The 23,669-nt window shown below is 70.6% G+C and carries 23 protein-coding genes and 1 riboswitch; of the genes, 18 read left to right on the forward strand and 5 right to left on the reverse strand.

The annotated features are described in order from the left end of the window. The first annotated feature begins 86 nt into the window (after positions 1–86). Positions 87–217, forward strand: a riboswitch (FMN riboswitch). Between the two features lie 153 nt (positions 218–370). The 9 genes from JEQ17_RS38555 to JEQ17_RS38595 all read left to right on the forward strand — a co-directional run bounded on the left by JEQ17_RS38555 (position 371) and on the right by JEQ17_RS38595 (position 7,881). Continuing rightward, the gene (locus tag JEQ17_RS38555; RefSeq protein WP_200399558.1) at positions 371–1,006 is read left to right on the forward strand and encodes a riboflavin synthase; all 636 of its coding nucleotides are present in this window, start codon (positions 371–373) and stop codon (positions 1,004–1,006) included. Further along, positions 1,003–1,647, forward strand: coding sequence for a nicotinamide mononucleotide transporter family protein (locus JEQ17_RS38560; RefSeq protein ID WP_200399559.1), 645 nt, complete (start codon positions 1,003–1,005; stop codon positions 1,645–1,647). Before JEQ17_RS38555 ends, JEQ17_RS38560 begins: the two co-directional genes overlap by 4 nt. After that, positions 1,644–2,942, forward strand: coding sequence for a bifunctional 3,4-dihydroxy-2-butanone-4-phosphate synthase/GTP cyclohydrolase II (locus JEQ17_RS38565; protein ID WP_200399560.1), 1,299 nt, complete (start codon positions 1,644–1,646; stop codon positions 2,940–2,942). The genes JEQ17_RS38560 and JEQ17_RS38565 overlap by 4 nt, the downstream gene beginning before the upstream one ends. Positions 2,943–2,970: 28 nt before the next feature. Continuing rightward, positions 2,971–3,456, forward strand: coding sequence for a 6,7-dimethyl-8-ribityllumazine synthase (ribH, locus tag JEQ17_RS38570; RefSeq protein WP_200399561.1), 486 nt, complete (start codon positions 2,971–2,973; stop codon positions 3,454–3,456). 34 nt (positions 3,457–3,490) lie between these two features. Then, positions 3,491–3,763: a phosphoribosyl-ATP diphosphatase gene (locus tag JEQ17_RS38575; RefSeq protein WP_031486114.1), complete on the forward strand. Its 273-nt coding sequence runs from the start codon at positions 3,491–3,493 to the stop codon at positions 3,761–3,763. Between the two features lie 101 nt (positions 3,764–3,864). Then, entirely contained in the window at positions 3,865–4,722 is an 858-nt protein-coding gene (gene hisG, locus JEQ17_RS38580; protein ID WP_200399562.1) for an ATP phosphoribosyltransferase, read from the forward strand. 11 nt (positions 4,723–4,733) lie between these two features. After that, entirely contained in the window at positions 4,734–5,222 is a 489-nt protein-coding gene (locus JEQ17_RS38585; protein WP_200399563.1) for a PH domain-containing protein, read from the forward strand. 200 nt (positions 5,223–5,422) lie between these two features. Then, a complete protein-coding gene (locus JEQ17_RS38590) occupies positions 5,423–6,775 on the forward strand; it encodes a hemolysin family protein (RefSeq protein ID WP_200399564.1) in 1,353 nt (450 codons plus the stop codon). After that, positions 6,772–7,881 (forward strand): hemolysin family protein, encoded by a 1,110-nt coding sequence (locus JEQ17_RS38595; protein ID WP_200399565.1) that lies wholly within the window; start codon positions 6,772–6,774, stop codon positions 7,879–7,881. The genes JEQ17_RS38590 and JEQ17_RS38595 overlap by 4 nt, the downstream gene beginning before the upstream one ends. Positions 7,882–7,951: 70 nt before the next feature. Here JEQ17_RS38595 and JEQ17_RS38600 read toward each other — a convergent pair whose 3' ends face one another. Together JEQ17_RS38600 and JEQ17_RS38605 are read right to left on the reverse strand one after the other, a co-directional pair. Continuing rightward, positions 7,952–9,820 carry an AAA family ATPase gene (locus JEQ17_RS38600; RefSeq protein ID WP_200399566.1) on the reverse strand — a complete coding sequence of 623 codons (1,869 nt, stop codon included), beginning with the start codon at positions 9,818–9,820 and terminating at the stop codon, positions 7,952–7,954. A 434-nt stretch (positions 9,821–10,254) separates the two neighbouring features. Next, the gene (locus JEQ17_RS38605; RefSeq protein WP_200401942.1) at positions 10,255–10,881 is read right to left on the reverse strand and encodes a uridine kinase family protein; all 627 of its coding nucleotides are present in this window, start codon (positions 10,879–10,881) and stop codon (positions 10,255–10,257) included. A gap of 319 nt (positions 10,882–11,200) precedes the next feature. Here JEQ17_RS38605 and JEQ17_RS38610 point away from each other — a divergent pair, with 319 nt between their 5' ends. From JEQ17_RS38610 to JEQ17_RS38620, 3 genes are all read left to right on the forward strand, one after another. Next, positions 11,201–12,583: a peptidase C39 family protein gene (locus JEQ17_RS38610; protein WP_200399567.1), complete on the forward strand. Its 1,383-nt coding sequence runs from the start codon at positions 11,201–11,203 to the stop codon at positions 12,581–12,583. Positions 12,584–12,731: 148 nt separating this feature from the next. Then, positions 12,732–12,878 (forward strand): SCO1431 family membrane protein, encoded by a 147-nt coding sequence (locus JEQ17_RS38615; protein WP_200399568.1) that lies wholly within the window; start codon positions 12,732–12,734, stop codon positions 12,876–12,878. An 87-nt stretch (positions 12,879–12,965) separates the two neighbouring features. After that, complete coding sequence (locus JEQ17_RS38620) at positions 12,966–13,625, forward strand: TetR/AcrR family transcriptional regulator (RefSeq protein WP_200399569.1); 660 nt, start codon at positions 12,966–12,968, stop codon at positions 13,623–13,625. 110 nt (positions 13,626–13,735) lie between these two features. On the opposite strand, the gene JEQ17_RS38625 is transcribed toward JEQ17_RS38620, so the two are convergent. Then, positions 13,736–14,983, reverse strand: a complete 1,248-nt coding sequence (locus JEQ17_RS38625) for a glycoside hydrolase family 18 protein (protein WP_200399570.1) — start codon at positions 14,981–14,983, stop codon at positions 13,736–13,738. 323 nt (positions 14,984–15,306) lie between these two features. Here JEQ17_RS38625 and JEQ17_RS38630 point away from each other — a divergent pair, with 323 nt between their 5' ends. Continuing rightward, positions 15,307–16,479 carry an acyl-CoA dehydrogenase family protein gene (locus tag JEQ17_RS38630; RefSeq protein ID WP_200399571.1) on the forward strand — a complete coding sequence of 391 codons (1,173 nt, stop codon included), beginning with the start codon at positions 15,307–15,309 and terminating at the stop codon, positions 16,477–16,479. Here JEQ17_RS38630 and JEQ17_RS50250 read toward each other — a convergent pair. Beyond that, positions 16,442–16,621, reverse strand: coding sequence for a hypothetical protein (locus JEQ17_RS50250; protein WP_234048521.1), 180 nt, complete (start codon positions 16,619–16,621; stop codon positions 16,442–16,444). The two genes, JEQ17_RS38630 and JEQ17_RS50250, sit on opposite strands and share 38 nt — an antisense overlap. Positions 16,622–17,026: 405 nt before the next feature. Between JEQ17_RS50250 and JEQ17_RS38635 the strand changes: the two genes are divergently transcribed. Both JEQ17_RS38635 and JEQ17_RS38640 read left to right on the forward strand, forming a co-directional pair. Further along, positions 17,027–18,151 carry a hypothetical protein gene (locus tag JEQ17_RS38635; RefSeq protein WP_200399572.1) on the forward strand — a complete coding sequence of 375 codons (1,125 nt, stop codon included), beginning with the start codon at positions 17,027–17,029 and terminating at the stop codon, positions 18,149–18,151. Between the two features lie 30 nt (positions 18,152–18,181). Then, positions 18,182–19,276, forward strand: a complete 1,095-nt coding sequence (locus JEQ17_RS38640) for a phosphotransferase family protein (RefSeq protein ID WP_200399573.1) — start codon at positions 18,182–18,184, stop codon at positions 19,274–19,276. A 32-nt stretch (positions 19,277–19,308) separates the two neighbouring features. Here JEQ17_RS38640 and JEQ17_RS38645 read toward each other — a convergent pair whose 3' ends face one another. Next, positions 19,309–19,737 carry a hypothetical protein gene (locus JEQ17_RS38645; RefSeq protein WP_200399574.1) on the reverse strand — a complete coding sequence of 143 codons (429 nt, stop codon included), beginning with the start codon at positions 19,735–19,737 and terminating at the stop codon, positions 19,309–19,311. A 264-nt stretch (positions 19,738–20,001) separates the two neighbouring features. Here JEQ17_RS38645 and JEQ17_RS38650 point away from each other — a divergent pair, with 264 nt between their 5' ends. From JEQ17_RS38650 to JEQ17_RS38660, 3 genes are all read left to right on the forward strand, one after another. Then, positions 20,002–20,442 carry an Lrp/AsnC family transcriptional regulator gene (locus JEQ17_RS38650; protein WP_055615743.1) on the forward strand — a complete coding sequence of 147 codons (441 nt, stop codon included), beginning with the start codon at positions 20,002–20,004 and terminating at the stop codon, positions 20,440–20,442. Between the two features lie 76 nt (positions 20,443–20,518). Continuing rightward, positions 20,519–22,144 carry an amidohydrolase gene (locus JEQ17_RS38655; RefSeq protein WP_200399575.1) on the forward strand — a complete coding sequence of 542 codons (1,626 nt, stop codon included), beginning with the start codon at positions 20,519–20,521 and terminating at the stop codon, positions 22,142–22,144. 524 nt (positions 22,145–22,668) lie between these two features. After that, on the forward strand, positions 22,669–23,436 hold the full coding sequence (locus tag JEQ17_RS38660) for a polyprenol monophosphomannose synthase (protein WP_200399576.1): 768 nt from the start codon (positions 22,669–22,671) through the stop codon (positions 23,434–23,436). Positions 23,437–23,669: the final 233 nt, after the last annotated feature.

Genomic DNA, 23,669 nt, shown 5'->3' on the forward strand with positions numbered 1-23,669 from the left:
TCCATCGCCACACCCTGTGAGGCAGCCCACAACATTCGCCCGCATGGGCGTCGATCAGGCGTGGCACACTGAGTCTGTACCAGAAGCAGCGCACTCCGGGGTCGGTGAAAGTCCGAACCGGCGGTTACAGTCCGCGACCCGGTCGCTTCCAGCGGCCGGTTGACCAGGTGAAATTCCTGGACCGACGGTTAAAGTCCGGATGGGAGGCAGTGCGCGGCGGGCGGGCATTCGTGCGCGCCGCCGTCTGTTTCGACGTGTCCCACGGGCACGTCCTACTCTCGGCGTCGCCCTCGGTGTCCTCGCTCGCTCATATCTGTCGTCATCGACAGGCCCCGGAGTCCGTGCCCGAAATGGCAGGAGGACCCGGGAAGTGTTCACCGGAATCGTCGAAGAGCTGGGTGAGATCACCGCCGTCGAGAACCTCGGTGACGCCTCCCGTTTCCGGCTCCGTGGCCCCGTAGTCACCGAAGGCGCCCGCCACGGCGACTCCATCGCCGTCAACGGCGTCTGTCTGACGGTCGTCGAGCACGAGGGCGACGAGTTCACCGCCGACGTGATGGCGGAGACCCTGGACCGCTCCAGCCTCGGCGCCCTCGCCGTCGGCTCCCGCGTCAACCTCGAACGCCCCATGGCCGTCGGCGAGCGCCTCGGCGGGCACATCGTGCAGGGCCATGTGGACGGCACGGGCGAGGTCGTCGAGCGCAAGCCGTCCGAGAACTGGGAGATCGTGAAGATCTCCCTCCCCGCGGACCTCACGCGCTATGTCGTCGAGAAGGGCTCCATCACCGTCGACGGCATCAGCCTGACCGTCGTCGAGGCGGGCCCCGACTTCTTCACCGTCAGCCTCATCCCGACCACCCTCGACCTGACCACGCTCGGCCTCAAGCAGCCCGGCGACCCGGTCAACCTCGAGGTCGACGTGATCGCCAAGTACGTCGAGCGACTGCTCGGCTCGCGAGCAGAGCAGCCGGCCGCGCTGCCCGGCACCCAGGGAGCGACGCCGTGAACTGGCTCAACTCCGAGGCGTTCACGCTCTTCGACCAGCACATCAAGTGGGCCGACATGATCGGCAACGTGATCGGTCTGATCGGCCTCGCGCTCGGCTGGCGGCGGTCCATCTGGACCTGGCCCGTCCAGTTCCTGTCCGGCGCCATCCTCCTCGCGGCCTTCGCCACCGCCCACCTCTCCGGCAGCGCAGGCAAGCAGCTGGTGGTCATGGCCGTCGCCCTGTGGGGCTGGTGGCAGTGGAACCGCGGCAAGGGCGGCGCGCAGGACGGCTCCATCGCCGTCCGCTTCGCCACCTGGCGCGAGCGCGGCTACCTCCTCGGTGCCGCGGCAGTCGGCACCCTCGCGGTCGGCGGCCTGTTCACCGCCTACCCGACGCTGTCCTGGGACCCCTGGCCGGACGCGTACATCTTCGTCGGCACGGTCGTCGCGATGTACGCCCAGGCGCGCGGCATGGTCGAGTTCTGGTTCGCCTGGCTGCTCGTCGACCTGGTGGGCGTGCCGCTGAACTTCGCCAACGGCTTCGCCTTCTCCGGTTTCGTCTACATCATCTACGGCGCGCTCGTCCTGTGGGGCATGCGCGACTGGTGGCTGCGCTCCCGCAAGGCCGGGCAGCCCGTCCTGGAAGGAGCCCCGGCATGACAACCGCGCCGGTTTGGTACAGCACGGGCCATGATCAAGACGCCTCGGACTTCGCGCTCGACCCGGTCGAGCAGGCCATCGCCGACATCGCGGCGGGCCGCCCGGTCGTGGTCGTCGACGACGAGGACCGGGAGAACGAGGGCGACCTCGTCATCGCCGCCGAGAAGGCGACCCCCGAGATCGTCGCCTTCATGATGAGCGAGTGCCGCGGTCTGATCTGCGCGCCCATGGAGGGCGACGAGCTCGACCGCCTCCAGCTCCCGCAGATGGTCGAGAACAACACCGAGTCGATGCGCACGGCCTTCACGGTCTCCGTCGACGCGGGCCCCGCCTACGGCGTGACCACCGGCATCTCCGCCGCCGACCGCGCCACCACGCTCCAGCTGCTGGCCGGCGGCGAGGCCGAGGCGAGCGACCTCGTGCGCCCGGGCCACATCTTCCCGCTGCGCGCCAAGCCCGGCGGCGTCCTGGTCCGCAACGGCCACACCGAGGCCGCCGTCGACCTCGCCCGGCTCGCGGGTCTGCGCCCGGCCGGTGCCATCGTCGAGATCGCGGGCGAGGACGGCCGGATGCTGCGGCTGCCCGAGCTGATCCCGTTCGCCCGCAAGCACGGCCTGACGATCATCTCCATCGAGGACCTGATCGCCTACCGCCGCTCCGCCGAGCCCACGGTCCGCCGTGAGGCCGAGACCCAACTGCCCACCGCCTTCGGCGAGTTCACGGCCTTCGGCTACCGCTCCATCGTGGACGGCGTCGAGCATGTAGCCCTGGTCCACGGCGAGATCGGCGACGGCGAGGACGTCCTGGTACGCGTCCACTCCGAATGCCTCACCGGCGACATCTTCCACTCGCTGCGCTGCGACTGCGGCCCCCAGCTCGAAGCCTCCCTGGAGCGCATCCAGGCGGAGGGCCGCGGCATCGTGGTCTACCTCCGCGGCCACGAGGGGCGCGGCATCGGGCTCCTGTCCAAGCTGCGCGCGTACGAACTCCAGGAGCAGGGGCACGACACCCTCGACGCCAACCTGGAGCTGGGCCTGCCCGCCGACGCCCGGGACTACGCGGCCGGCGCGCAGATCCTGGAGGACCTCGGCGTGCGCAGCCTGCGCCTGATGACCAACAACCCCGAGAAGACCGACGCGCTCGTCCGGCACGGCCTCAAGGTCACCCACCGCGAGCCGATGCCCGTACAGGCGGGCGAGCACAACCTCCGGTATCTGCGCACCAAGCGGGACCGGATGGGGCACGACCTGCCCTGGCTGGACACGACGACCGTGTCCGCCTGCGGCAACCAGTAACGAAGAAAAAGCACGAGGAGACACAGACGTGAGCGGCAAGGGTGCACCCGAACTGTCCGTACGCAACTGCAGTGACCTGCGGGTCGCCGTCATCGCGGCGCAGTGGCACGAGAAGGTGATGGACGGTCTCGTCGACGGCGCGCTGCGCGCCCTGCACGAGCTGGGAATCGACGAGCCGACCCTCCTGAGGGTCCCCGGCAGCTTCGAGCTGCCGGTCGTCGCGAAGGTCCTCGCGGGCCGCGGGTACGACGCGGTCGTCGCGCTCGGCGTCGTCATCCGCGGCGGCACTCCCCACTTCGAGTACGTGTGCCAGGGCGTCACCCAGGGCCTCACCCAGGTCTCGATCGACACCGGCGTGCCCATCGGCTTCGGTGTGCTGACCTGCGACACCGAGGAACAGGCCCTGGACCGCGCGGGCATCGAGGGCTCGAACGAGGACAAGGGCCACGAGGCGGTGACGGCCGCCGTGGCGACGGCGGCCACCCTCCGCTCAGTATCCGAACCCTGGCGCTGAGCGAACGGCGGTTGCGCGTAGGGTGGGCAGCACCATGTCCAAGAAGACTTTCGAGGAGCTCTTCACCGAGCTCCAGCACAAGGCCGCCAACGGCGACCCCGCCACTTCCCGCACCGCAGAGCTGGTCGGCAAGGGGGTCCATGCCATCGGCAAGAAGGTCGTCGAAGAGGCCGCCGAGGTCTGGATGGCCGCCGAGTACGAGGGCAAGGAAGCGGCCGCCGAGGAGATCTCGCAGCTGCTCTACCACGTCCAGGTGATGATGGTCGCCCGCGGCATCTCCCTGGACGACGTGTACGCCCATCTCTGAGCCGCGACTCCGAGAACTCCGAGCCGTACCTCCGAGAAGCACGCCCACTCACGCACCGTACGAGCGAACAGCCGTACGGACGAACAAAGGAAGCCGACCTCATGCTGCGCATCGCCGTCCCCAACAAGGGTTCCCTGTCAGGCCCCGCGGGGGAGATGCTGCATGAGGCCGGCTACCAGCAGCGCAGGGAGGCCAAGGAGCTCAGGATCGTGGACCCGGAGAACGAGGTCGAGTTCTTCTACCTCCGCCCCCGCGACATCGCGATCTACGTCTCCTCCGGCAAGCTCGACATCGGCATCACCGGCCGCGACCTGCTCATCGACTCCGCGGCCCACGCGGAGGAGATCCTCCCCCTCGGCTTCGCCCGCTCCACCTTCCGCTTCGCCACCAAGCCCGGCACGGCCGACGCGGTCGAGGACCTGGCAGGCAAGACCGTCGCCACCTCGTACGAGGGCATCGTCGCCAAGTACCTCGCCGACAAGGGCATCGACGCGTCCGTCGTCCACCTCGACGGAGCCGTCGAGACGGCCATCGAGCTCGGCGTCGCCGAGGTCATCGCGGACGTCGTCGAGACCGGCACCTCGCTGCGCAACGCGGGCCTCGAGGTCTTCGGCGATCCGATCATGAAGTCCGAGGCCGTCGTCATCCGGCGCACCGGCGCGGAGGCCACCGAGGACGCCGAGCCCAAGGTGCAGCAGTTCCTGCGCCGCCTCCAGGGCGTCCTCGTCGCGCGGACCTACGTGATGATGGACTACGACTGCCGGGTCGAGCAGCTGGAGAAGGCCGTCGCCCTCACCCCCGGCCTGGAATCGCCGACCGTCTCGCCGCTGCACAACGAGGGCTGGGTCGCCGTGCGCGCCATGGTCCCGTCCAAGGAAGCCCAGCGGATCATGGACGACCTGTACGACATCGGCGCGCGGGCCATCCTGACCACGGCCATCCACGCCTGCCGCCTCTGAGGACGACCACCATGTCCGACACACCAGAGCTGCCCGCTCTTCCCGTCACGTTCCGGCCGGGCCGCACCCGAGCCGTCCTGCTGACCGCGGGCACCACGATCTTTGTGGTCATCACCACGGTCGCGATGCTGCTGGAGAAACTCAGCCCGGGGGAGCGCACCAGCTTCGTCTTCACCGGCGCCCTGCTCTTCGGGGTGCTCGTGCTGCTCTCGCGGCCGAAAGTCGTCGCCGACGAGTCCGGCGTGACCGTCGTGAACATCGCCGGCCGCCGGAAGCTGGCCTGGGCGGAGATCCTGCAGGTCAACCTGCGCCCGGGCGACCCGTGGGTGTTCCTGAACCTCAGCGACGGCACCAGCCTGCCCGCGCTCGGCATCCAGCCGGGCATCGCCAAGCAGCACGCGATCCGCGACGCCCGTGCGCTGCGCGCCCTTGCCGAGGCCCGCTCCATCCGGGACCCCGAAGGGCAGCGGGACGACCGGCACGACGAACATCACGGCTGACTCTCGGCCTTCCACCCTGCCGTACGGGCCCATGTCTTGATTAATCTGTTGGCGGAGGCGTTTTCATCGCGCCTCCGCCTCTGCCTTCCCACCCGGGATCCAGAGGCCCCCTGCTATTTCGAGGAGTGACTCCCTCCAGCGATGGACGGATCGTCCTGTAGTACCTGCGCCGCCCCCTCCCGACATATCGAGGCGGCGGCATGACCATCCCCCTGCTGCTCCTCGGAGCGGCGTTCCTGTTGATTCTCGCCAACGGTTTCTTCGTGGCGGCCGAGTTCGGCCTCGTCACGGTGGAGCGCCCCGACGCCGAGAAGGCCGCCGCCGAGGGCGACCGACGGGCCCGTACGGTCGTCAACTCACTCAAGGAGCTGTCCTTCCAGCTCTCCGGCACCCAGCTCGGCATCACCATCACCTCGCTCGTCGTCGGCATGCTCGCCGAACCGGCGCTCGCCGAGCTCCTGAACGGCCCCATCACCGCGGTCGGCATTCCCGAAGGCGCCGTGTCCGGTGTCGCCGTGGTCATCGGCATGCTGCTGGCCTCGGCCGTGCAGATGGTGATCGGCGAGCTCGTGCCCAAGAACTGGGCGGTCTCCAGGCCCATGCAGGTCGCGCGGTTCGTCGCGGGCCCGCAGCACGCCTTCTCGACCGTGTTCCGGCCGGTGATCTCGGGGCTGAACTCCGTGGCCAACCGGCTCGTGCGCACCCTGGGCGTCGAGCCCACCGCGGAGCTGGCGTCCGCCCGCACCCCCGAGGAGCTGGTCTCCCTGGCCCGGCACTCGGCCCAGGCGGGCGCCCTGGAACAGGACACCGCCGACCTGTTCGTCCGAACGCTCTCGCTGGCCGACCTCACCGCGCAGCACGTCATGACCCCGCGCGTGAAGGTCAGTGCCCTCCAGTCCTCCGCGACCGCCGAGGACGTCGTGAACCTCACCCGCGCCACCGGCCTGTCCCGCTTCCCCGTCTACCGGGAGCGGATCGACGAGATCGTCGGCATGGCGCACCTCAAGGACGCCCTCGCGGTGCCCTCGCAGGACCGCCTGCGCACGCCCGTCACCAGGATCGCCCAGGCCCCGCTGCTCGTCCCGGAGACGCTGCCCGTGCAGCCCCTCCTGGAGCGGCTGCGCAACGAACAGCCCATCGCCGTCGTCGTCGACGAGTACGGCGGCACGGCCGGCGTGGTCACCCTGGAGGACATCGTCGAGGAACTCGTCGGAGAGGTCCGCGACGAGCACGACGGCCACGACGTACCCGAACTCGCCGCCGCACCGGCCGAGGACGGCCGGCCCGCCTGGGACGCCGACGGCAGCTGCCGCGTCGACATCCTCCAGCGCATAGGCCTGGACGTCCCCGAGGGCCCGTACGAGACGGTCGCCGGCCTGGTCGCCGATCTGCTCGGCCGGATCCCCGCACCCGGTGACAAGGCGGAACTGCCCGGCTGGCGCCTCTCCGTGCGCCAGGTCGGGCACTACCGGGCCGAGCGGGTCCGGCTGGTCAGGACCGCCGGTGCCGCTTCGGCCGCCGTCTCCGCTTCCGTGGTGGAGGCAGCCCGATGAGCGTGCTCCAGCTCCTGTTCGCGGCCCTGCTCGTGCTCGCCAACGGCTTCTTCGTCGGCGCCGAGTTCGCGCTGGTCTCCGTCCGCCGCAGCCAGATCGAACCGCTCGGCACCGCACGGGCCCGCCAGGTCATGTACGGCCTGGAGAACCTGCCGCAGATGATGGCCGCCGCGCAGTTCGGCATCACGGTCTGCTCGCTCACACTCGGCGCCGTCGCCGAGCCCACCGTCGCGCACCTCCTGGAGCCGGTGTTCCACGCCGTGCACCTGCCCGAGGGCATGATCCACCCGCTCGGGTACGTCATAGCCCTCGCCGCGGTCGTCTTCCTGCACCTCGTCGTCGGCGAGATGCTGCCGAAGAACCTCGCGATGTCCGCCCCCGAGAAGACCGCGCTGTGGCTCAGCCCCGGCCTGGTCGCCTTCGCCCGGCTCTGCAAGCCGGTGACGCTGGGCCTCGGTGCCTGCGCCCGTGTCATCCTGCGGCTCTTCCATGTCGAGCCCAAGGACGAGGTCGAGGCGGTCTTCACCAGCGAGCAGCTCAACCGGCTGGTCGAGGACGCGGGACAGGCGGGCCTGCTCGACCCCGAGGAGCAGGAGCGGCTGGAGGACGCCCTGGAGCTGGGCTCCCGCCCGGTCACCGACGTGCTCCTGGACGGCGAGTCCCTGGTGACCGTCGGCCCCTCGGTCACCCCGGGCCAGGTCGTCGCACTCACCGCCCGCACCGGGTACTCCCGCTTCCCGGTGGCCGCCGAGAACGGCGCCTTCATGGGCTATCTGCACGTGAAGGACGTACTCGACCTGGAGGAGTCCGAACGGGCCGTGCCGCAGCAGGTCTGGCGCCCCATGACGACCCTCGGGGCGGAACTCCCGCTGGACGACGCCCTGACCGTGATGCGCCGCGCCGCGACGCACCTCGCCCAGGTCGCCGACGCGTCGGGGAAGGTGCTCGGCCTGGTCGCCCTGGAGGACGTACTGGAACTGCTGGTCGGCGAGGTCCGCGACCCGGCACACCGGGAGGCACCGGCGGTACGGGTGGGCGAGCCGCGCAAGGAGGCGCCGGATCCGGCCCTGGGTCCGGAGACGCCGGAGCAGGCGTTGGCGAGCTGAGGGCTCACGAACCGGGTGGGGCCGCGGAAACCGGAAGGTTTCCGCGGCCCCACCCGGTTTCGCGTGTCGCTCACATCGGCGAAGGATCCTGCGGCCCCCGCCCCGACAACACCTCGCCGTACGCCTGCATGAGATCGGCCAGCCGAAGCGTGGACAGATCATCGCGCGTGAGGTGACCCGGGTACACCGAGAGCCGCAAGTCACGGTACGCACAGCTCTTCTCGTACAGGGTCCGCAGAAACCGCCCGTTGCCGAGCTCGTCGATCCAGCCCTGATCGACAACGTGCCCGCTGATGGACCGCAGCTCGTCGAGCGCCTCCTCGTCCCACACGTCCCCGTTCTCCGCGGCCAGCACTTCACCGATCGAGGTGAGTTCGAGAGGCCGGTACGACGGGAAGTCGACGCGGGTCGTGAAGCGGGACGAAAGCCCGGGGTTGGCGGCCAGGAGCCGGTCCATGCCCTCGGGATAGCCGGCGAGGATCACCACCAGGTGGTCCCGGTTGTCCTCGGCGCGCTTCAGCAGCACCTGCAACGCCTCGTCGCCGTACGCGTCGCCCTTGCCGTAGCCGGAGTTGGAGAGGGAGTAGGCCTCGTCGACGAAGAGGACGCCGCCGATCGCGGAGTCGATCAGTTCGTTGGCCTTCACAGCGGTCTGGCCGAGATACTCGCCCACCAGGTCGGCGCGCTGGGCCTCGACGAGATGGTCGCCGCCGAGCAGGCCGAGCGCGTAGAAGACCCGGCCGAGAATCCGGGCCACGGTCGTCTTGCCGGTGCCGGAGGGCCCCGAGAACACGAAGTGCCGCTTCGGCGGCTGGACCGGCAGACCCTGCCCGGCCCGCAGCCGCGCCATGTTCAACTGCGCGGACAGCGCCTTCACCTGGCGCTTGACCGGTTCCAGACCGACCATGCGCTCCAGCTCCAGAAGCGCCTCTTCGAGCAGTGCCGGATCGGTGGGCCCGGTCGGCAGATGCGGCGGACGCACCGGCACGATGGCCTTCTCGCGGACCCGGTCCGCCTCGGAGGGCAGCGCGCCGGGCGGCGGCAGTTCGGGATCCGAGAGCTTGAGATCACGGCCCTCGCCGCCGAACAGCGGGTCGACACCGTCCGGGCCGTCCAGGATGTCCTGGCCGACACCGGTGAGCGTGATCGCCGCGAGGTCGGCCGTGTCGTCGTACCCGTCGCCCTCGGAGATCGCCGCGAGCCGCGCGGAGGTGTCCATGAAGGCCGGGTCGACCCGGTGCACCGCCCGGTACAGGGGGAGCGCGGCGGCGGAGCGGCCCGTGCCCTCGTGCGCCCGCGCCAGCCAGTACCGCAGCTCCTTGCGCTGCGGCTGCTCGCTGCGACAGCGCATGAGCGCGGACGACAGCAGCGGCTCGGCCTGCCCGAACATCTCCAGGCGCACCCGTGCCATGCCGCCGAAGAGACCCGCCTCGATGCCCAGCATCGGATCGTCGATCAGCGGATCCGTGTGCCGGACCAACTGCTCCCAGTCCTTGACGAGATACGCCCGGCAGGCGTGCAGGAACCGCACCTGCGGATCCGCGTCCACGGGCGGCAGGCTCGCGAGCGCCCGGTCCAGCTCCGGGACATGACGCCCGTCGAGCCAGTGCGAGGCGTGCGCGAGCAGCAGATCGCGCGGCGACTCCAGGACCGGCTGCACCCACCAGCCCAGCCAGTACCAGGAGTTGAGCGTCCGCCGGTGGCGGGAGCGCTGTTCCCCGAAGCGCTCCCGGTGCCGGAACATCCGCAGCAGCGCCGTCGTCGTGTCGATGCGCAGCGCGTGCAGCCCGAGCCAGCCGTCGGCCATGCCCGGATCCATCCGGACCGCGGCGCGGAATTCCTCCTCCGCCTGCGGATAGGCCCCCATCGTGTAGGCGTCCACACCTCGCAGCCAGGCGAGGTCGGCCGGGGCCTCGGGGCCCTGCGTGCCGAAGTCCATCACGTCCCCCACAAACCGTGCCCCCGTTGATCGCCGGGCGGGCCGGTGCCCGTCGGCAGTCTTCGTCGAACCGCTGTGCCGCGGACGGGAGTTGCGTTCGGTGCGGAGAGCAGCCGTCCGAATGTCGCACCGAGAGGCATCGTACCTGCGGGGCAGTACCGGGCCGAAGGGTGCCGCACGACAGGTTCTCCGAGGTGGGAGCAGATGGGGCGCACTCGGTTTGGTGACCGAGGGTGAACGAATCGCGCCTCGGAGCGTCCGAAAAACGGCTGTGGGCAGAACGAAGCCCCCGATCACGGGGGAACAACCGGGGGCTTCGCGTCTGCGGGGCGGCCTCAAATGGCCGCACATTCAGAACGTAAGTCCTGTACGGCCCCCGGGTCAAGCCGAGTTGGAGCACTCAGGCAACTTCTCAGAAGTGGGTCTTCACAAGTTCAGCACACAGACGCTGGACCGTCACGGTCCGTGACCGAGAGGCTCTTCGCTGACGTCGCAGCAGGTCCCTGGAGCACCTCGTACCCCTCTGAACACTGCAGCACCAGAAGATCGGCGAACGGTTTTGACGGGTCTTTGGCGAAGTGTCGACGCTCGGCGCGGACCCACCCCTCCCAGAACTCGTCCTGCGCCGAACCGTCCCGCTGCCGCCCGCGCGCCCACGCGTCCTCGTCGGCCAGTTCCATCCACAGCAGCCGCGCCAGCCACGGCCTGAGCGCGCGACGGCCGGCGCCCACCCCCTCGACGAGGACCACGGGCGCGGGCGGCAGGGTGCGGGCCGCTCCGAAGCCGCGGGTGTCCCAGTCGTACGGCAGGTAGTGCGCCGCCGTGCCGTGCGACAGCGGCTCGACGACCTCCCGGAGGAGCCGCCCGGTCCAGGCGAAGAGTTCCTCGTGCGTGGCGATGTCGTCCAGGTGGAGCACGGGAGCCCCGCCCAGTGCCTCGGCCAGCCGGCCCGCGAACGTGGTCTTCCCCGAGCCCGCGTGCCCGTCGACGCCGATGAGCCGGACGGGTCCGCAGGAGGGCGGCAGCCGGTGCAGCCGGGAGGCGAGCGCGTGGAGATGAATGAGGGATCCCTGGGTGCGGTGCGGTGCGGTTCTTTGAGGTGTCGTGCGGCGCGGAGTGGTGCGGCGCGTATGTGCGTCGTCCGGACGGAACCGGGCACGTGCGCCGGGGCGCTCCTGGGGTTCACTCTAGCGAGGCCACCCTCGGGCGACCGGGGGAGAAGGAGCCGTCGTCCTGTCGCGGTCATGCCAGTGGTATCGACCAATATTTGTCGGCGCCGCGACACGCGAAGTGCTGGCAGAAGCCGTGATCGCGAACCATAGTTGCCCCACACCCACGCATTGGACCTGCCCGTTCCGGACACCTGGGGGTCACCCGCCCATGACCAGAGCTGAACAGCCGTCCCGCAGAAGTCTCCTGGCCGTGGCCGTCGCCGCGGCCACCGCGGGCGCCGCGAGTCCGGCGGCGGCCGCCGCCGGCTCGACGGCCGGCCCCGCGAGAACCAGGACCGCCGCCCCGTCGAAAGCCCCGTCGCGCCTCGTGGACAACCATGCCTGGACTTCGTACACCGACTGGCGCGGTGGTACCGCGGCAGGGACCCGTGCCGTGCCGGGGGCGAGGCCGGGCCTGGCGATCGGGACGCCCGAGGGCCGGACCGACTACAAGGACCCGCACACCGGTACGACCGCCACCTGGGAGTACGCGCGCTGGACCTCGCCCGTCCACCGCCTCGCCGTCCCCTCTACCGAGGTCATCCCGTCCTGGAACGCGCGGACCCCGGCGGGCACCTGGCTCCAGGTCGAGCTGTCGGGCGCGTACTCCGACGGCAAGGACACGCCCTGGTACGTGATGGGCCGCTGGGCGGCAGGGGACCAGGACATCCGGCGGACCTCGGTGGACGACCAGAGCGACGGCAGGAGCAGTGTCTGGACGGACACCTTCTCCATCGACGACGCGGCCTCCGGGCTGCGGCTGGTGTCGTACCGGCTGCGGCTGACCCTGTACCGCAAGCCCGGGACCACGGCCACGCCGACCGTGTGGCGGCTCGGCGCGATGGGCTCCGACATCCCGGACCGCTTCACCGTCCCGGCCTCGACGCCCGCACTCGCGCGGGAGCTGACGGTGCCGCGCTACTCGCAGGAGATCCACGCCGGCCAGTACCCCGAGTACGACAACGGCGGCGAGGCCTGGTGCAGCCCCACCTCCTCCCAGATGATCATCGAGTACTGGGGGCGGAAGCCCACGGCGGCCGACCTGGCCTGGGTCAAGCCCGAGTACGCGGATCCCCAGGTGTGCCACGCCGCCCGGTTCACCTTCGACCACCAGTACAACGGCTGCGGGAACTGGCCCTTCAACGCCGCGTACGCGGCGACGTACAAGGACCTCCAGGGCGTGGTGACCCGGCTCGGCTCGCTCGCCGACCTGGAGACGCTGATCGCCGCCGGAATCCCGGCCATAACGTCCCAGTCGTTCCTCAAGACCGAGCTGACGGGCGCGGGGTACGGCACCGCGGGCCATCTGATGACGGTCATAGGGTTCACCCCCGACGGCGACGTGATCGCCAACGACCCGGCCTCGCCGGACAACAACGCGGTCCGGCGCGTCTACAAGCGGCGCGAGTGGGAGAACATCTGGCTCCGCACCAAGCGGTACAACGCCTCCGGGGCGGTCGTCTCCGGTACCGGCGGGGTCTGCTACGTCTACTTCCCGGCCAGTCCCACGGCCGCCCAGCGGAAGGCGCTGGCGGCGGTGGGCATCCGCTGACCGACGGCTGTGCGAGGGGCTGCTGTGGCGGGTGCCGCAGCAGCCCCTCGCGCGTGACCAAGGTCTCTCCCGCAAAAGCCCGAACCGGTGGCAAGGTGGACAGAACGGTGGGGGGAGTCCACTGCAAGACCGATGTGAGCGAGCTGCCATGACCACGACCTCAGCCACCGCCGGACGTGTCCGTACCCGTACCGGCGGGCCCAAGGACGACGGCCCGAAGATCCTCGAGCACATCGTGGGCTGGACGTTCGTGGTGGTGCTCGCGATGCTCGTGACGCAGCTCGGCCTCGTCTGATCGCGGTCGAAGAGAGTCGAACAGGCTGGTGGCACTGCTCTGCCATACTGCGGGGGTCCCGCTCGCAGTTGGAGACCAGGTCCGGAATTGAGTAACAGTCAGCAGCGTGATGCCGACCGCCCCGGAGCGCGCGGCACCGACCGTTCCTTAGCGCGCCGCGCCGAACTCATCACCATCGGGCGGAAGTTGTTCGCCGATACGTCCTACGACGCACTGTCGATGGACGACATCGCGAAACAGGCGCAGGTGGCCAAGGGACTGATCTACTACTACTTCAAGTCCAAGCGCGGCTACTACCTGGCGATCGTCCAGGACTCGGTGGCCGAGCTGATCTCCCGGGCGGCCGGTGGCCTCGAACTGCCCCCGGCGGAGCGGGTGCACCGCACCATCGACGGCTATCTGCGCTACGCCGAGAACAACCACGCCGCGTACCGCACCATCATCAGCGGGGGCGTCGGTTTCGACGCCGAGGTGCACGCCATCCGGGAGGGCGTGCGGGAGGCCATCGTAGAGACGATCGCCGAAGGGGCGTACGGGCGACGGAAGATCGCCCCGCTGCCCCGTATGGCGCTGCTCGGCTGGCTGTGCAGCGTCGAGGGGGCCACCCTCGACTGGATCCACCACTACAGCCTCCCGCGCGACCTCATGCGCGAGCTGCTGGTGAAGATGCTCGGCGGCACCATGCGCGCCATCGAGGAGCTGGACGCCTCCTACCCGGCCCCGCAGGCCGCACGCCGGGACGCGTGAGCGACGGCGGGCGGAGCCGAGGGCAGGAACGCGCGGAGGGCAGGAACGGGTGAAGGGCGGGAGCCCGTCGACCGGCCCCCGCCCCTCACCCAAATGCCCTACCGGCGAGGCTAGTTGATCGCCTTGATCAGCTCGCCGTTCGACGTGTCACCGCTCAGCTCCCAGAAGAACGTGCCGCCCAGGCCCTGCGCGTTCTTGTAGTTCATCTTCCCGGCGATGGTCGACGGGGTGTCGTAACTCCACCAGTTGTTCCCGCACTTGGCGTACGCGGTGCCGCCGACCGTGCCGGTCGCCGGGCACTTCGTCTTGAGCACCTTGTAGTCGTCGATGCCCTGCTCGTACGTTCCCGCCGCCGGGCCGGTGGCCGTGCCGCCGGGCGCCGCCTGGGTGACACCGGTCCAGCCGCGACCGTAGAAGCCGATGCCGAGCAGCAGCTTCGAGGCCGGGACGCCCATGCCCTTGAGCTTGGCGATGGTCGCGGAGGTGTGGAACTCCGCCTTCGGGATGCCCGAGTAGGAGTTCAGCGCCGAGTGCGGAGCCGTGGGACCGGTCGCGTCCCAGGCACCGAAGAAGTCGTACGTCATCGGGTTGTACCAGTTGACGTACTGGGCGGCGCCCGCGTAGTCCGCCGCGTCCAGCTTGCCGCCGGCCGTGGCGTCGGCCGGGATCGCCGAGGTGACGAGCGCGGAGCCGCCGAACTTGGCGCGCACCGCGGACATCAGGTTCTTGTACGCGGCCCGCCCGCTGGTGTCACAGGTGGCCCCGCACGCGTTCGGGTACTCCCAGTCGATGTCGATCCCGTCGAAGACGTCCGCCCACTTCGAGTTCTCGACCAGGTCGTAGCAGGACTGGGCGAAGGCGGCCGGGTTCCTGGCCGCCTCGGTGAAGCCCGCCGACCAGGTCCAGCCGCCGAAGGACCAGAGGACCTTGAGGTTCGGGTGCTTCTTCTTCAGCTCGCGCAGCTGGTTGAAGTTGCCGCGCAGCGGCTGGTCCCAGGTGTCCGCGACGCCGTCGACCGACTCGGCCGCGGTGTGCGTCCGCTCGGTCGCCGCGTAGTTGTCGCCCATCGCGCACTTGCCGCCGGTGACGTTGCCGAAGGCGTAGTTGATGTGCGTCAGTTTGGCCGCCGAGCCGGACGTCTCGACATTCTTGACCAGGTACTTCCGGTCGTAGGTGCCCCATTCGGTGAAGTAGCCGACGACCTTGGAGCCGGCCGCCTTCGGAGCCGCGGCCTGTTCGGCCGGGCCGGCCGCGGTGGCCGTGCCCGCGCCGGCGAGCAGACCCGCGCCCAGAACGGCACAACACGCGGCGGATACGAGCGCCCGGAATCGGACGCGGGGGCGGAGCGAGCTGAACATCGTGTCTCCTCGTGGGGGAGAGGGGAACGCGCGCCATTTGGCATGAACGCGGTGAAGCGTTGGAGCGAAACAGTAGGAGGACTAGACCAGTACGGTCAATGGTTCGGACCAATTCGGCACAGGAATCCTTTACTCTTGAGTAAGCGGTCGTTAACTGGTGACGGGATGCCTCCGATCGGGCATACTCACAGCGCACAGCCGCTGATCAGCCGCTTCCGTGACCCGGGGGCGCCGAGCATCGACAGTGCCCAGTAAGACCAGGCGGGGCAGCCCCACCCAGGTGTGCGTTCGCCGAAGTGCCCGACAGGGAGGAGAGCGTCGCCATGCCCGACCGCGCCCCGCAGCCGGTGGACCGTCAACTGCCCACGGACGAGGCCCGGGATCTGATCTCGCTCGTGCGTGACATCGCGCAGCGCGAGATCGCCCCGAAGGCGGCCGAGGAGGAGGACGCCGGGCACTTCCCGCGCGAAGTCCTCACGCTGCTCTCGGAGTCGGGGCTGCTCGGCCTCCCGTACGACTCCGAATACGGCGGCGGAGACCAGCCGTACGAGGTCTATCTCCAGGTCCTCGAAGAGCTGGCCGCCGCCCGTCTCACCGTCGGCCTCGGCGTCAGCGTGCACACGCTCGCCTGCCACGCCCTCGCCAACTACGGCACCAAGCAGCAGCAGGTCGAGCATCTCCCGGACATGCTCGGCGGCGGACTTCTGGGCGCCTACTGCCTCTCGGAGCCCGCCTCCGGCTCGGACGCCGCGTCGCTGCGCACAAAGGCGGTGCGGGACGGCGACAACTGGGTGATCACGGGCACCAAGGCCTGGATCACGCACGGCGGAGTCGCCGACTTCTACACCGTGCTCGCGCGCACCGGCGGCGAGGGGGCGCGGGGCATCACGGCGTTCCTGGTGCCCGGCGACGCCGAGGGGCTGAGCGCCGCGGTGCCCGAGAAGAAGATGGGCATGAAGGGCTCACCCACCGCCCAGGTCCACTTCGACGGGGTGCGGATCCCGGACGACCGGCGCATCGGCGACGAGGGGCAGGGCTTCGCGATCGCCCTGTCCGCGCTCGACTCGGGGCGGCTCGGCATCGCGGCCTGCGCGATCGGTGTGGCCCAGGCCGCGCTGGACGAGGCCGTCGGGTACGCCACCGGGCGGCAGCAGTTCGGCCGCCCGATCGCGGACTTCCAGGGCCTGCGTTTCATGCTCGCGGACATGGCGACCCAGATCGAGGCGGGCCGCGCGCTGTACCTCGCCGCGGCCCGGCTGCGTGACGCGGGCCGGCCGTTCGCCAAGCAGGCGGCCATGGCGAAGCTGCACTGCACCGACACCGCGATGAAGGTCACCACGGACGCCGTCCAGGTGCTCGGCGGGTACGGCTACACCGCGGACTTCCCCGCGGAGCGCTTCATGCGCGAGGCCAAGGTGCTGCAGATCGTCGAGGGCACCAATCAGATCCAGCGGATGGTCATCGCCCGTCACCTCGCGGGTCCCGAGTCGCGCTGAACCTCCCGTACGTGTACATCGCCGAGGGTGCCGCCAGCCGGGCCCACTCCGGGTCGTGGCGGCCCGGCAGGGTCCGGCCCCGGTCCGCCCAGGTGCGGATCAGGGCGCGGTAGATGGGGGGATCCACGGGTTGATGCTGCACGTGGGATCCCTGAGTTCCCTGTGATCCCTGAGTTCCGTGTGTCCAGTGAATCCCTTGAGTCCACTGAGTTCCCTGCGTCCACTGGGTCTCCTGTGGCCCCGGATTCCCCAGGGACCCCTGGGGAACCGATTCTGCCGACGGGGGGAAGGGGATCCGGCGGCGGCGCTCGGCTTCTGCGTATGTGGGGGTCATACCGGGGCCAACGGGTCCACGGCCGGACAGGTCACCGGCGCGGGGATTCGCCAGTGAGTTCGCGGCACGCCCTTGTCCGGGGCGCCGCCGGTCCGTATGAGGGGCGCACCGGACTCTGGCCCCCTACGGCCTTCTGACGTACCGTCAACTCCGCCGCCGGGGGCCGCACCCCTCCGGGCGACGTCACGCGCCGTACGCCCCGGGAGGCCCCCGATGCCCGACGACCGCCCCGTAGCCCTCGACGAGTACCCCGTGCACCAGGTCCCCCTCTCGATGAAGCACGTGGCGACGGGGGACCGGAACGCCTACGACCGGTGCATCTTCCAGGTCTTCGACCACCAGGGGCGGGCGCTGCTCATCCTGGGGCTGGGGGTGTACCCGAACGTCGGGGTGATCGACGCGTACGCGACCCTGCGCGTCGGTGACACCCTGCACGCCGTACGCGCCTCGGACGCCCTGGACGACGACACCCGGATGACGATGGCGGTCGGTCCGCTGCGGATCCTGGTCGAGCGCCCCCTGAAGGACTTCGTCCTGAGCTGCGCGGCCGACCCCGACGACCCGGACGGACTGTCGTACGAGATCACCTGGTCCGCGGACTTTCCCGCGCTGTGGGAGCCGCATCACGTCCAACGCCGGGGCGCCCGCCTCACGTTGGAGGGCCGGCGCTTCGTGCAGGCGGGCCGGTGCGAGGGCTGGATCCGGGTCGCGGGGGAGGAGATACGGCTGTCGGGCGACGGCTGGACCGGCACCCGCGACCGCAGCTGGGGCACGCGCCCGCTGCCCGGCGAGGAGGGCGGCCGGCTCGCCGAGGAGCACCGGACCGAGGGCTTCCACTGGCTCTGGTGTCCCGTCCGCTTCGAGGACCGCTTCCTGATGGTCGTCACCCAGGAGGACGCCGACGGCTACCGCACCCTGAACGACGCCACGCTCGTACGGAACGGGGAACGCGACCGCCAACTGGGCTGGCCCCAGGCCGAGATCACCTACCGGAGCGGAACCCGGCACCCGGAGCGCGCGATCGTCCACCTCGGCGACTTCCGCAAACCGTCGGAGCTCGGCGTCGAGATCCTCACCTCCTCGCCGCTCGCCGTCGGAGCCGGCTACCCGCCCGCCGACGACTGGCAGCACGGCACCTGGCGGGGACGCGGCTGGACCGACCGGCGTACGTACGACCTTTCGGACCCGGCCGCACTCGGGCTCGCCGCGTACGGCGTGACCGACCACGCCGCCCGCTTCACGCTCGACGGGCAGGTGGGGCACGGGATCTTCGAGCACGGCTCGTTCGGACGGCACGACCCGAGCGGGTTCACCGGCTTCGACTCGGTGGCGTCGTAGGCAAGTTGACGCGAGGAAGGGAGTGGAGCGATGGCAACGGCACCCCGTCCGCGTACGACCACACGTGACCCGGAGGAACTCGCGCAGCGGCTGACCGCCTGGCTCGCCGGACGGCTGCCCGGCGCCAAGGCGGTCGACGTCCGTGTCCCCGCCTCCAACGGACTCTCCAGCGAGACCCTGCTCTTCGACATCGAGCACCCCGAACCCCCGCTGCGTGCCTGCGCGTTGAGGCTCGCGGCGGACCCGGCGGCGTACACCGTCTTCCCGGTCTACGACCTGCCGCGGCAGTACCGCACCATGCGGCTGGTGGCGGACCGCACGGACGTGCCCGTGCCGCGGGTGCAGTGGCTGGAGGAGGACCCGGGGTCCCTCGGGGCGCCCTTCTTCGTCATGGAGCGCGTGCAGGGCCGCGTACCGCCGGACGTCATGCCCTACACGTACGAGGGCAACTGGCTGCACGCGGCAAGTGACGCCGAGCGGGAGCGACTTGAGGACGCCTCCGTCGGACTCCTCGCCCGGCTCCACGACCAAGTCCCGGTGGGCGAGGCTGACTTCCTCGTCTCGCCCGGAGACGGCAGCGCGCTACGACGTCATGTGGAGGCCCAACGCACGTACTACGAATGGGTGATTGACGGGCTGTCACGATCGCCCCTGATCGAGGACGCCTTCGACCGGCTCGACGCGCTGTGGCCGCACGACGAGGGCGAGACGGTCCTCAGCTGGGGTGACGCACGCATCGGAAACGTCATCTATGACGGCTTCGAACCCGCCGCGGTCCTCGACTGGGAGATGGCGGCACTGGCCCCGCGCGAGGTCGACCTCGGTTGGATGATCTACCTGCACCGCTTCTTCCAGGACCTCACCGTGAGCTTCGGCCAGCCCGGACTGCCCGGCTTCCTGCGCCGGGACCACGTGGAGTCGCGCTACGCCGAACTCACCGGCCACACACCGCGGGACATGGACTTCCACATCCTGTACGCCGCCCTGCGGCACGCGGTCGTCATGCTGCGCGTCGCCTACCGGCAGGTGCACTTCGGTGAGAGCGCCGTCCCCGCGGATCCGGACACACTGATCCTGCACCACGACAGCCTGCGAGCCATGGTGCAGGGCAGTTACGGGAACTGAGGACCGCTCAGGCGGAAACCGGCCTGTGCTTCTCAGGCGGCCTGGTCGCGCATCACCGGTACCCGCATGGGGCGCGAGCCGGGGCCCCCGACGTGCGAGAACGGCTGCGTACGCCAGTCGAGACCCTGAGGGAGCGTCAACAGCAGGGCGGTGTCCTGCTCCTGAGCCTCCATCGTCTCGTCGGCGGGCCGGGCCTCGGCCGCCGTACGGCCCGTACCTGCGCAGACCGTGAGCCCGAACGGGTTCCACGGCGACGCGCACAGCGCGTGCTCCGGCAGGATCTCCTCGTCCGCGAGGAGCGCGATGGGCTGCGCGCAGTCCGGGCAGATCACCCGGTACATCTCGAAGGTGTCGTACGCGTCGAACTCCTCGGCGTCAGATTCGACGCCCTCCGGCTCGGGCTCGACGACGGGCTGCTGCCGCTTGGGCGCGGTGCGACCAGGGCGCTTCAGACTCTGCATGGGCTACTCCCCCTCGGGTGGGCCGACAAGGCACTGCGACCTCGACCACAGCAAGCACTTCCCGCCCCGTCTCTGCGGTAATCACGAGAACATCACGGAACCGACCGCCGCGATGTGGCGTTCGTCACATGCCGCGTGCAGGTGCCCGACCCGGTGGTTTTGTCCCCCGGGTGTCTCGCCCGCTTCTTCAGGCCACATCACAAACAGGGTATGACCTGCGCCGCAGAGTACCCGAGGGGATCAAGGGCATGTAGGTTCTCCGCCATGGAGGAGCTGGACCGCCACATCGTGCAGCTGCTCGTCGAAGACGGGCGGATGAGCTACACCGACCTGGGCAAGGCCACGGGCCTGTCCACGTCGGCCGTGCACCAGCGGGTGCGCCGGCTTGAGCAGCGGGGCGTCATCCGCGGCTATGCCGCGGTCGTCGACCCGGAAGCCGTCGGGCTGCCGATCACCGCCTTCATCTCGGTGAAACCGTTCGACCCCAGCGCCCCCGACGACATCGCCGAACGGCTGGCCGACGTCCCCGAACTCGAGGCCTGCCACAGCGTCGCGGGCGATGAGAACTACATCCTCAAGGTCCGCGTCTCGACACCGCACGAGCTGGAGGAACTCCTCGCGCGCGTGCGCACGCTGGCGGGCGTCTCGACACGTACGACGGTGGTTCTCTCCACGCCGTACGAGGCCCGGCCACCGAAGATCTGACGCCCGCGCGCGTGAGACCCCGAGTGTGGGACCCCCGTGCGCGGGGCGGGTGCGCCGAGGGGCGAGACTGTTCCCCATGAGTGAGAGCACCGCCACCCCCCGAACGATGTTGCTGCGCGGCGGGGAGGTGCACAGTCCCGCCGACCCGTTCGCCACCGCGATGGTCGTGGAACGCGGGCAGGTCGCCTGGGTCGGCTCCGAGGGCGCGGCCGACGCGTTCGCGGACGGTGTCGACGAGGTGCTGGACCTCGAAGGGGCGCTCGTCACCCCGGCGTTCACCGACGCGCATGTGCACACCACGGCCACCGGACTCGCCCTCACCGGCCTCGACCTCTCCGACGCCCGCACCCTCGGCGAGGCGATCACCCTCGTACGGGACTTCGCGGCCGCCCGCCCCGCCGACCGGGTACTCCTCGGGCACGGCTGGGACGCGTCCCGCTGGCCCGAGCGGCGGCCTCCCCGGCGGGACGAGCTGGACGAGGCCACCGGCGGACGCCCGCTCTACCTCAGCCGGATCGACGTCCACTCGGCCGTCGCCACCACGGCACTGCTGGACATGGCGCCGGGCGTACGCCGGGCGGCCGGCTTCGAGGACGGCGAACCGCTGACCCGCGACGCCCATCACGCCGTACGCGCCACCGCGTTCGCAGCCGTGACGCCGGAGCAGCGCACCGAGGCCCAGCGCGCCGCGCTGAAGCACGCGGCCTCGCTCGGCATCGGCTCCGTCCACGAGTGCGCGGGCCCGGAGATCTCCTCCGAGGACGACTTCACCGGGCTGCTGCGGCTCGCCGCGGAGGAGACCGGGCCCCGGGTCGTCGGCTACTGGGCCGAACAGGGGGAGGAGGGCGTGGCGAAGGCCCGGGCGCTGGGAGCGGTCGGCGCCGCGGGCGACCTCTTCGTGGACGGCGCCCTCGGCTCGCACACGGCCTGCCTCCACCAGCCGTACACCGACGCCGAGCACACCGGCACCGCCTACCTGGACGCCGCCGCCGTCGCCGCCCATGTGGTGGCATGCACCGAGGCGGGCCTCCAGGCGGGCTTCCACGCCATCGGGGACGCCGCGGTGACATCCGTGGTCGACGGAGTCCGCGCCGCCGCCGAGAAGGTCGGCCTGGCCCGCGTACGCGCCGCCAGGCACCGGGTCGAGCACGCCGAGATGCTCACCCCGGAGACGATCGCCGCCTTCGCCGAACTCGGCCTCACCGCCTCGGTCCAGCCGGTCTTCGACGCGCTGTGGGGCGGCGAGGACGGTATGTACGTCGAACGCCTCGGCGCCGAGCGGGCGCGGGCGCTCAACCCGTTCGCGGCCCTGCTGCGGGCCGGGGTGCCGCTGGCCTTCGGCTCCGACAGCCCCGTCACACCGCTCGACCCGTGGGGCACCGTCCGCGCCGCGGCCTTCCACCGCACCCCGGAGCACCGGGTGTCCGTGCGCGCCGCGTTCACGGCGCATACGCGGGGCGGCTGGCGGGCGGTCGGACGCGACGACGCGGGCCTCCTGGTACCCGGCGCGCCCGCGGACTACGCCGTGTGGCGCACCGACGAGCTCGTCGTCCAGGCCCCGGACGACCGGGTCGCCCGCTGGTCGACCGACCCGCGCTCCGGCACCCCCGGACTGCCCGACCTCACGCCCGGCGCGCGACTGCCCGTCTGTCTGCGGACGGTCGTGGGCGGACGGACGGTATTCGTACGGCCGGACGAGTGATGTCCCGGGGTGGCGCGGCGTCGATCATGGCCCGGCGCCCCGTCGCTCGACCTGCGTATCCTCCGCGCTGACCAGGCATTTGAGGGAAAACCAGCAGGTCAAACGACTGTTGACAGCGAGCGGCAGGTGGCCGGTAGGTTCGGCCGGGTCCACCACCGGACGTCCGACCGGTGAACTTCCGCGCAGTCGCCGCCGCGCAGTTGGGTCAGGGGTGGTGTGCCGCACCGGTACACCACCACTGGGAGCCAGGCCCAGCGCCCGCGCCACGGGGCGAGGGAACGTTCCGGCTCGGATGGTGTGACCCGGGTGGGGCCCGGACGCTCAGTAGACAACGGCTTTCGGTCGACCCGCAGCCAGCGGGTCCCAGGTCGGCCCGAAGGGCGCCGGGCCCCGATCCGCAGTCCCACCTCCTTCTGGCCCCTTTCCGGCCCTCTTCCGGGAACTTTCACGTCGGTGCCTCACCGGCCTGAAGAGCGACGCTCGCTATGGTGGAGCCCCTCGCACGGAAGTCTTAAGGGGAAGCTGTGAACGACGGTGGTGGGCGACAGTTCGGTCCGCTCGGCACGACCTTGGTGATCATCCCGACCTTCAACGAGGCGGAGAACATCAAGGCGATCGTCGGCCGGGTGCGGGCCTCCGTGCCCGCGGCGCACGTTCTGATCGCCGACGACAACAGCCCCGACGGCACCGGCAAACTCGCCGACGAACTGACCGTCGAGGACGACCAGGTCCACGTGCTGCACCGCAAGGGCAAGGAAGGCCTCGGCGCCGCCTATCTCGCGGGCTTCCGCTGGGGCCTGGAGAACGGGTACGGCGTACTGGTCGAGATGGACGCCGACGGCTCGCACCAGCCCGAGGAACTGCCCCGGCTGCTCACCGCCCTCAAGGGGGCCGACCTCGTGCTCGGGTCCCGCTGGGTGCCGGGCGGGCGGGTGGTCAACTGGCCCAAGTCCCGTGAGTTCATCTCGCGCGGCGGCAGCCTGTACTCGCGCGTCATGCTCGACGTGCCGATCCGCGACGTCACCGGCGGCTACCGCGCCTTCCGCCGCGAGACCCTGGAGGGCCTCGGCCTCGGTGAGGTCTCCTCGCAGGGCTATTGCTTCCAGGTCGACCTGGCCCGCCGCGCCGTCAAGGCCGGCTATCACGTGGTCGAGGTGCCCATCACCTTCGTCGAACGCGAGCTGGGCGACTCCAAGATGAGCCGCGACATCCTGGTGGAGGCCCTGTGGAGGGTGACCACGTGGGGGGTCGGGGAGCGGGCGGACCGGATTCGCGGGCGTCGGAAGTCCTGAGGCGGGTTCGGGGCGAGGGGTTAAGCGTGAGGGCTGAGGGCTGAGGGCCGACGGGTAAGGTCCGGGGCCCGGGTTTTGGCTCTGGGGCCTCGGGCCTGGGGCGCCGGTTCGGGGCCCCGCGATCGGGGCCGATGGCCGGTTCTTGTGTGGTCCCGCTGTCGGAGGCGGGCGGCTCCGCTTCACAGGTGGTGCTGACCACGCGTTTATCCCGTACTGAGCCGTGCCCAGGCACA

This window comes from Streptomyces liliifuscus (assembly GCF_016598615.1).
Classification (GTDB): Bacteria; Actinomycetota; Actinomycetes; order Streptomycetales; family Streptomycetaceae; genus Streptomyces; species Streptomyces liliifuscus.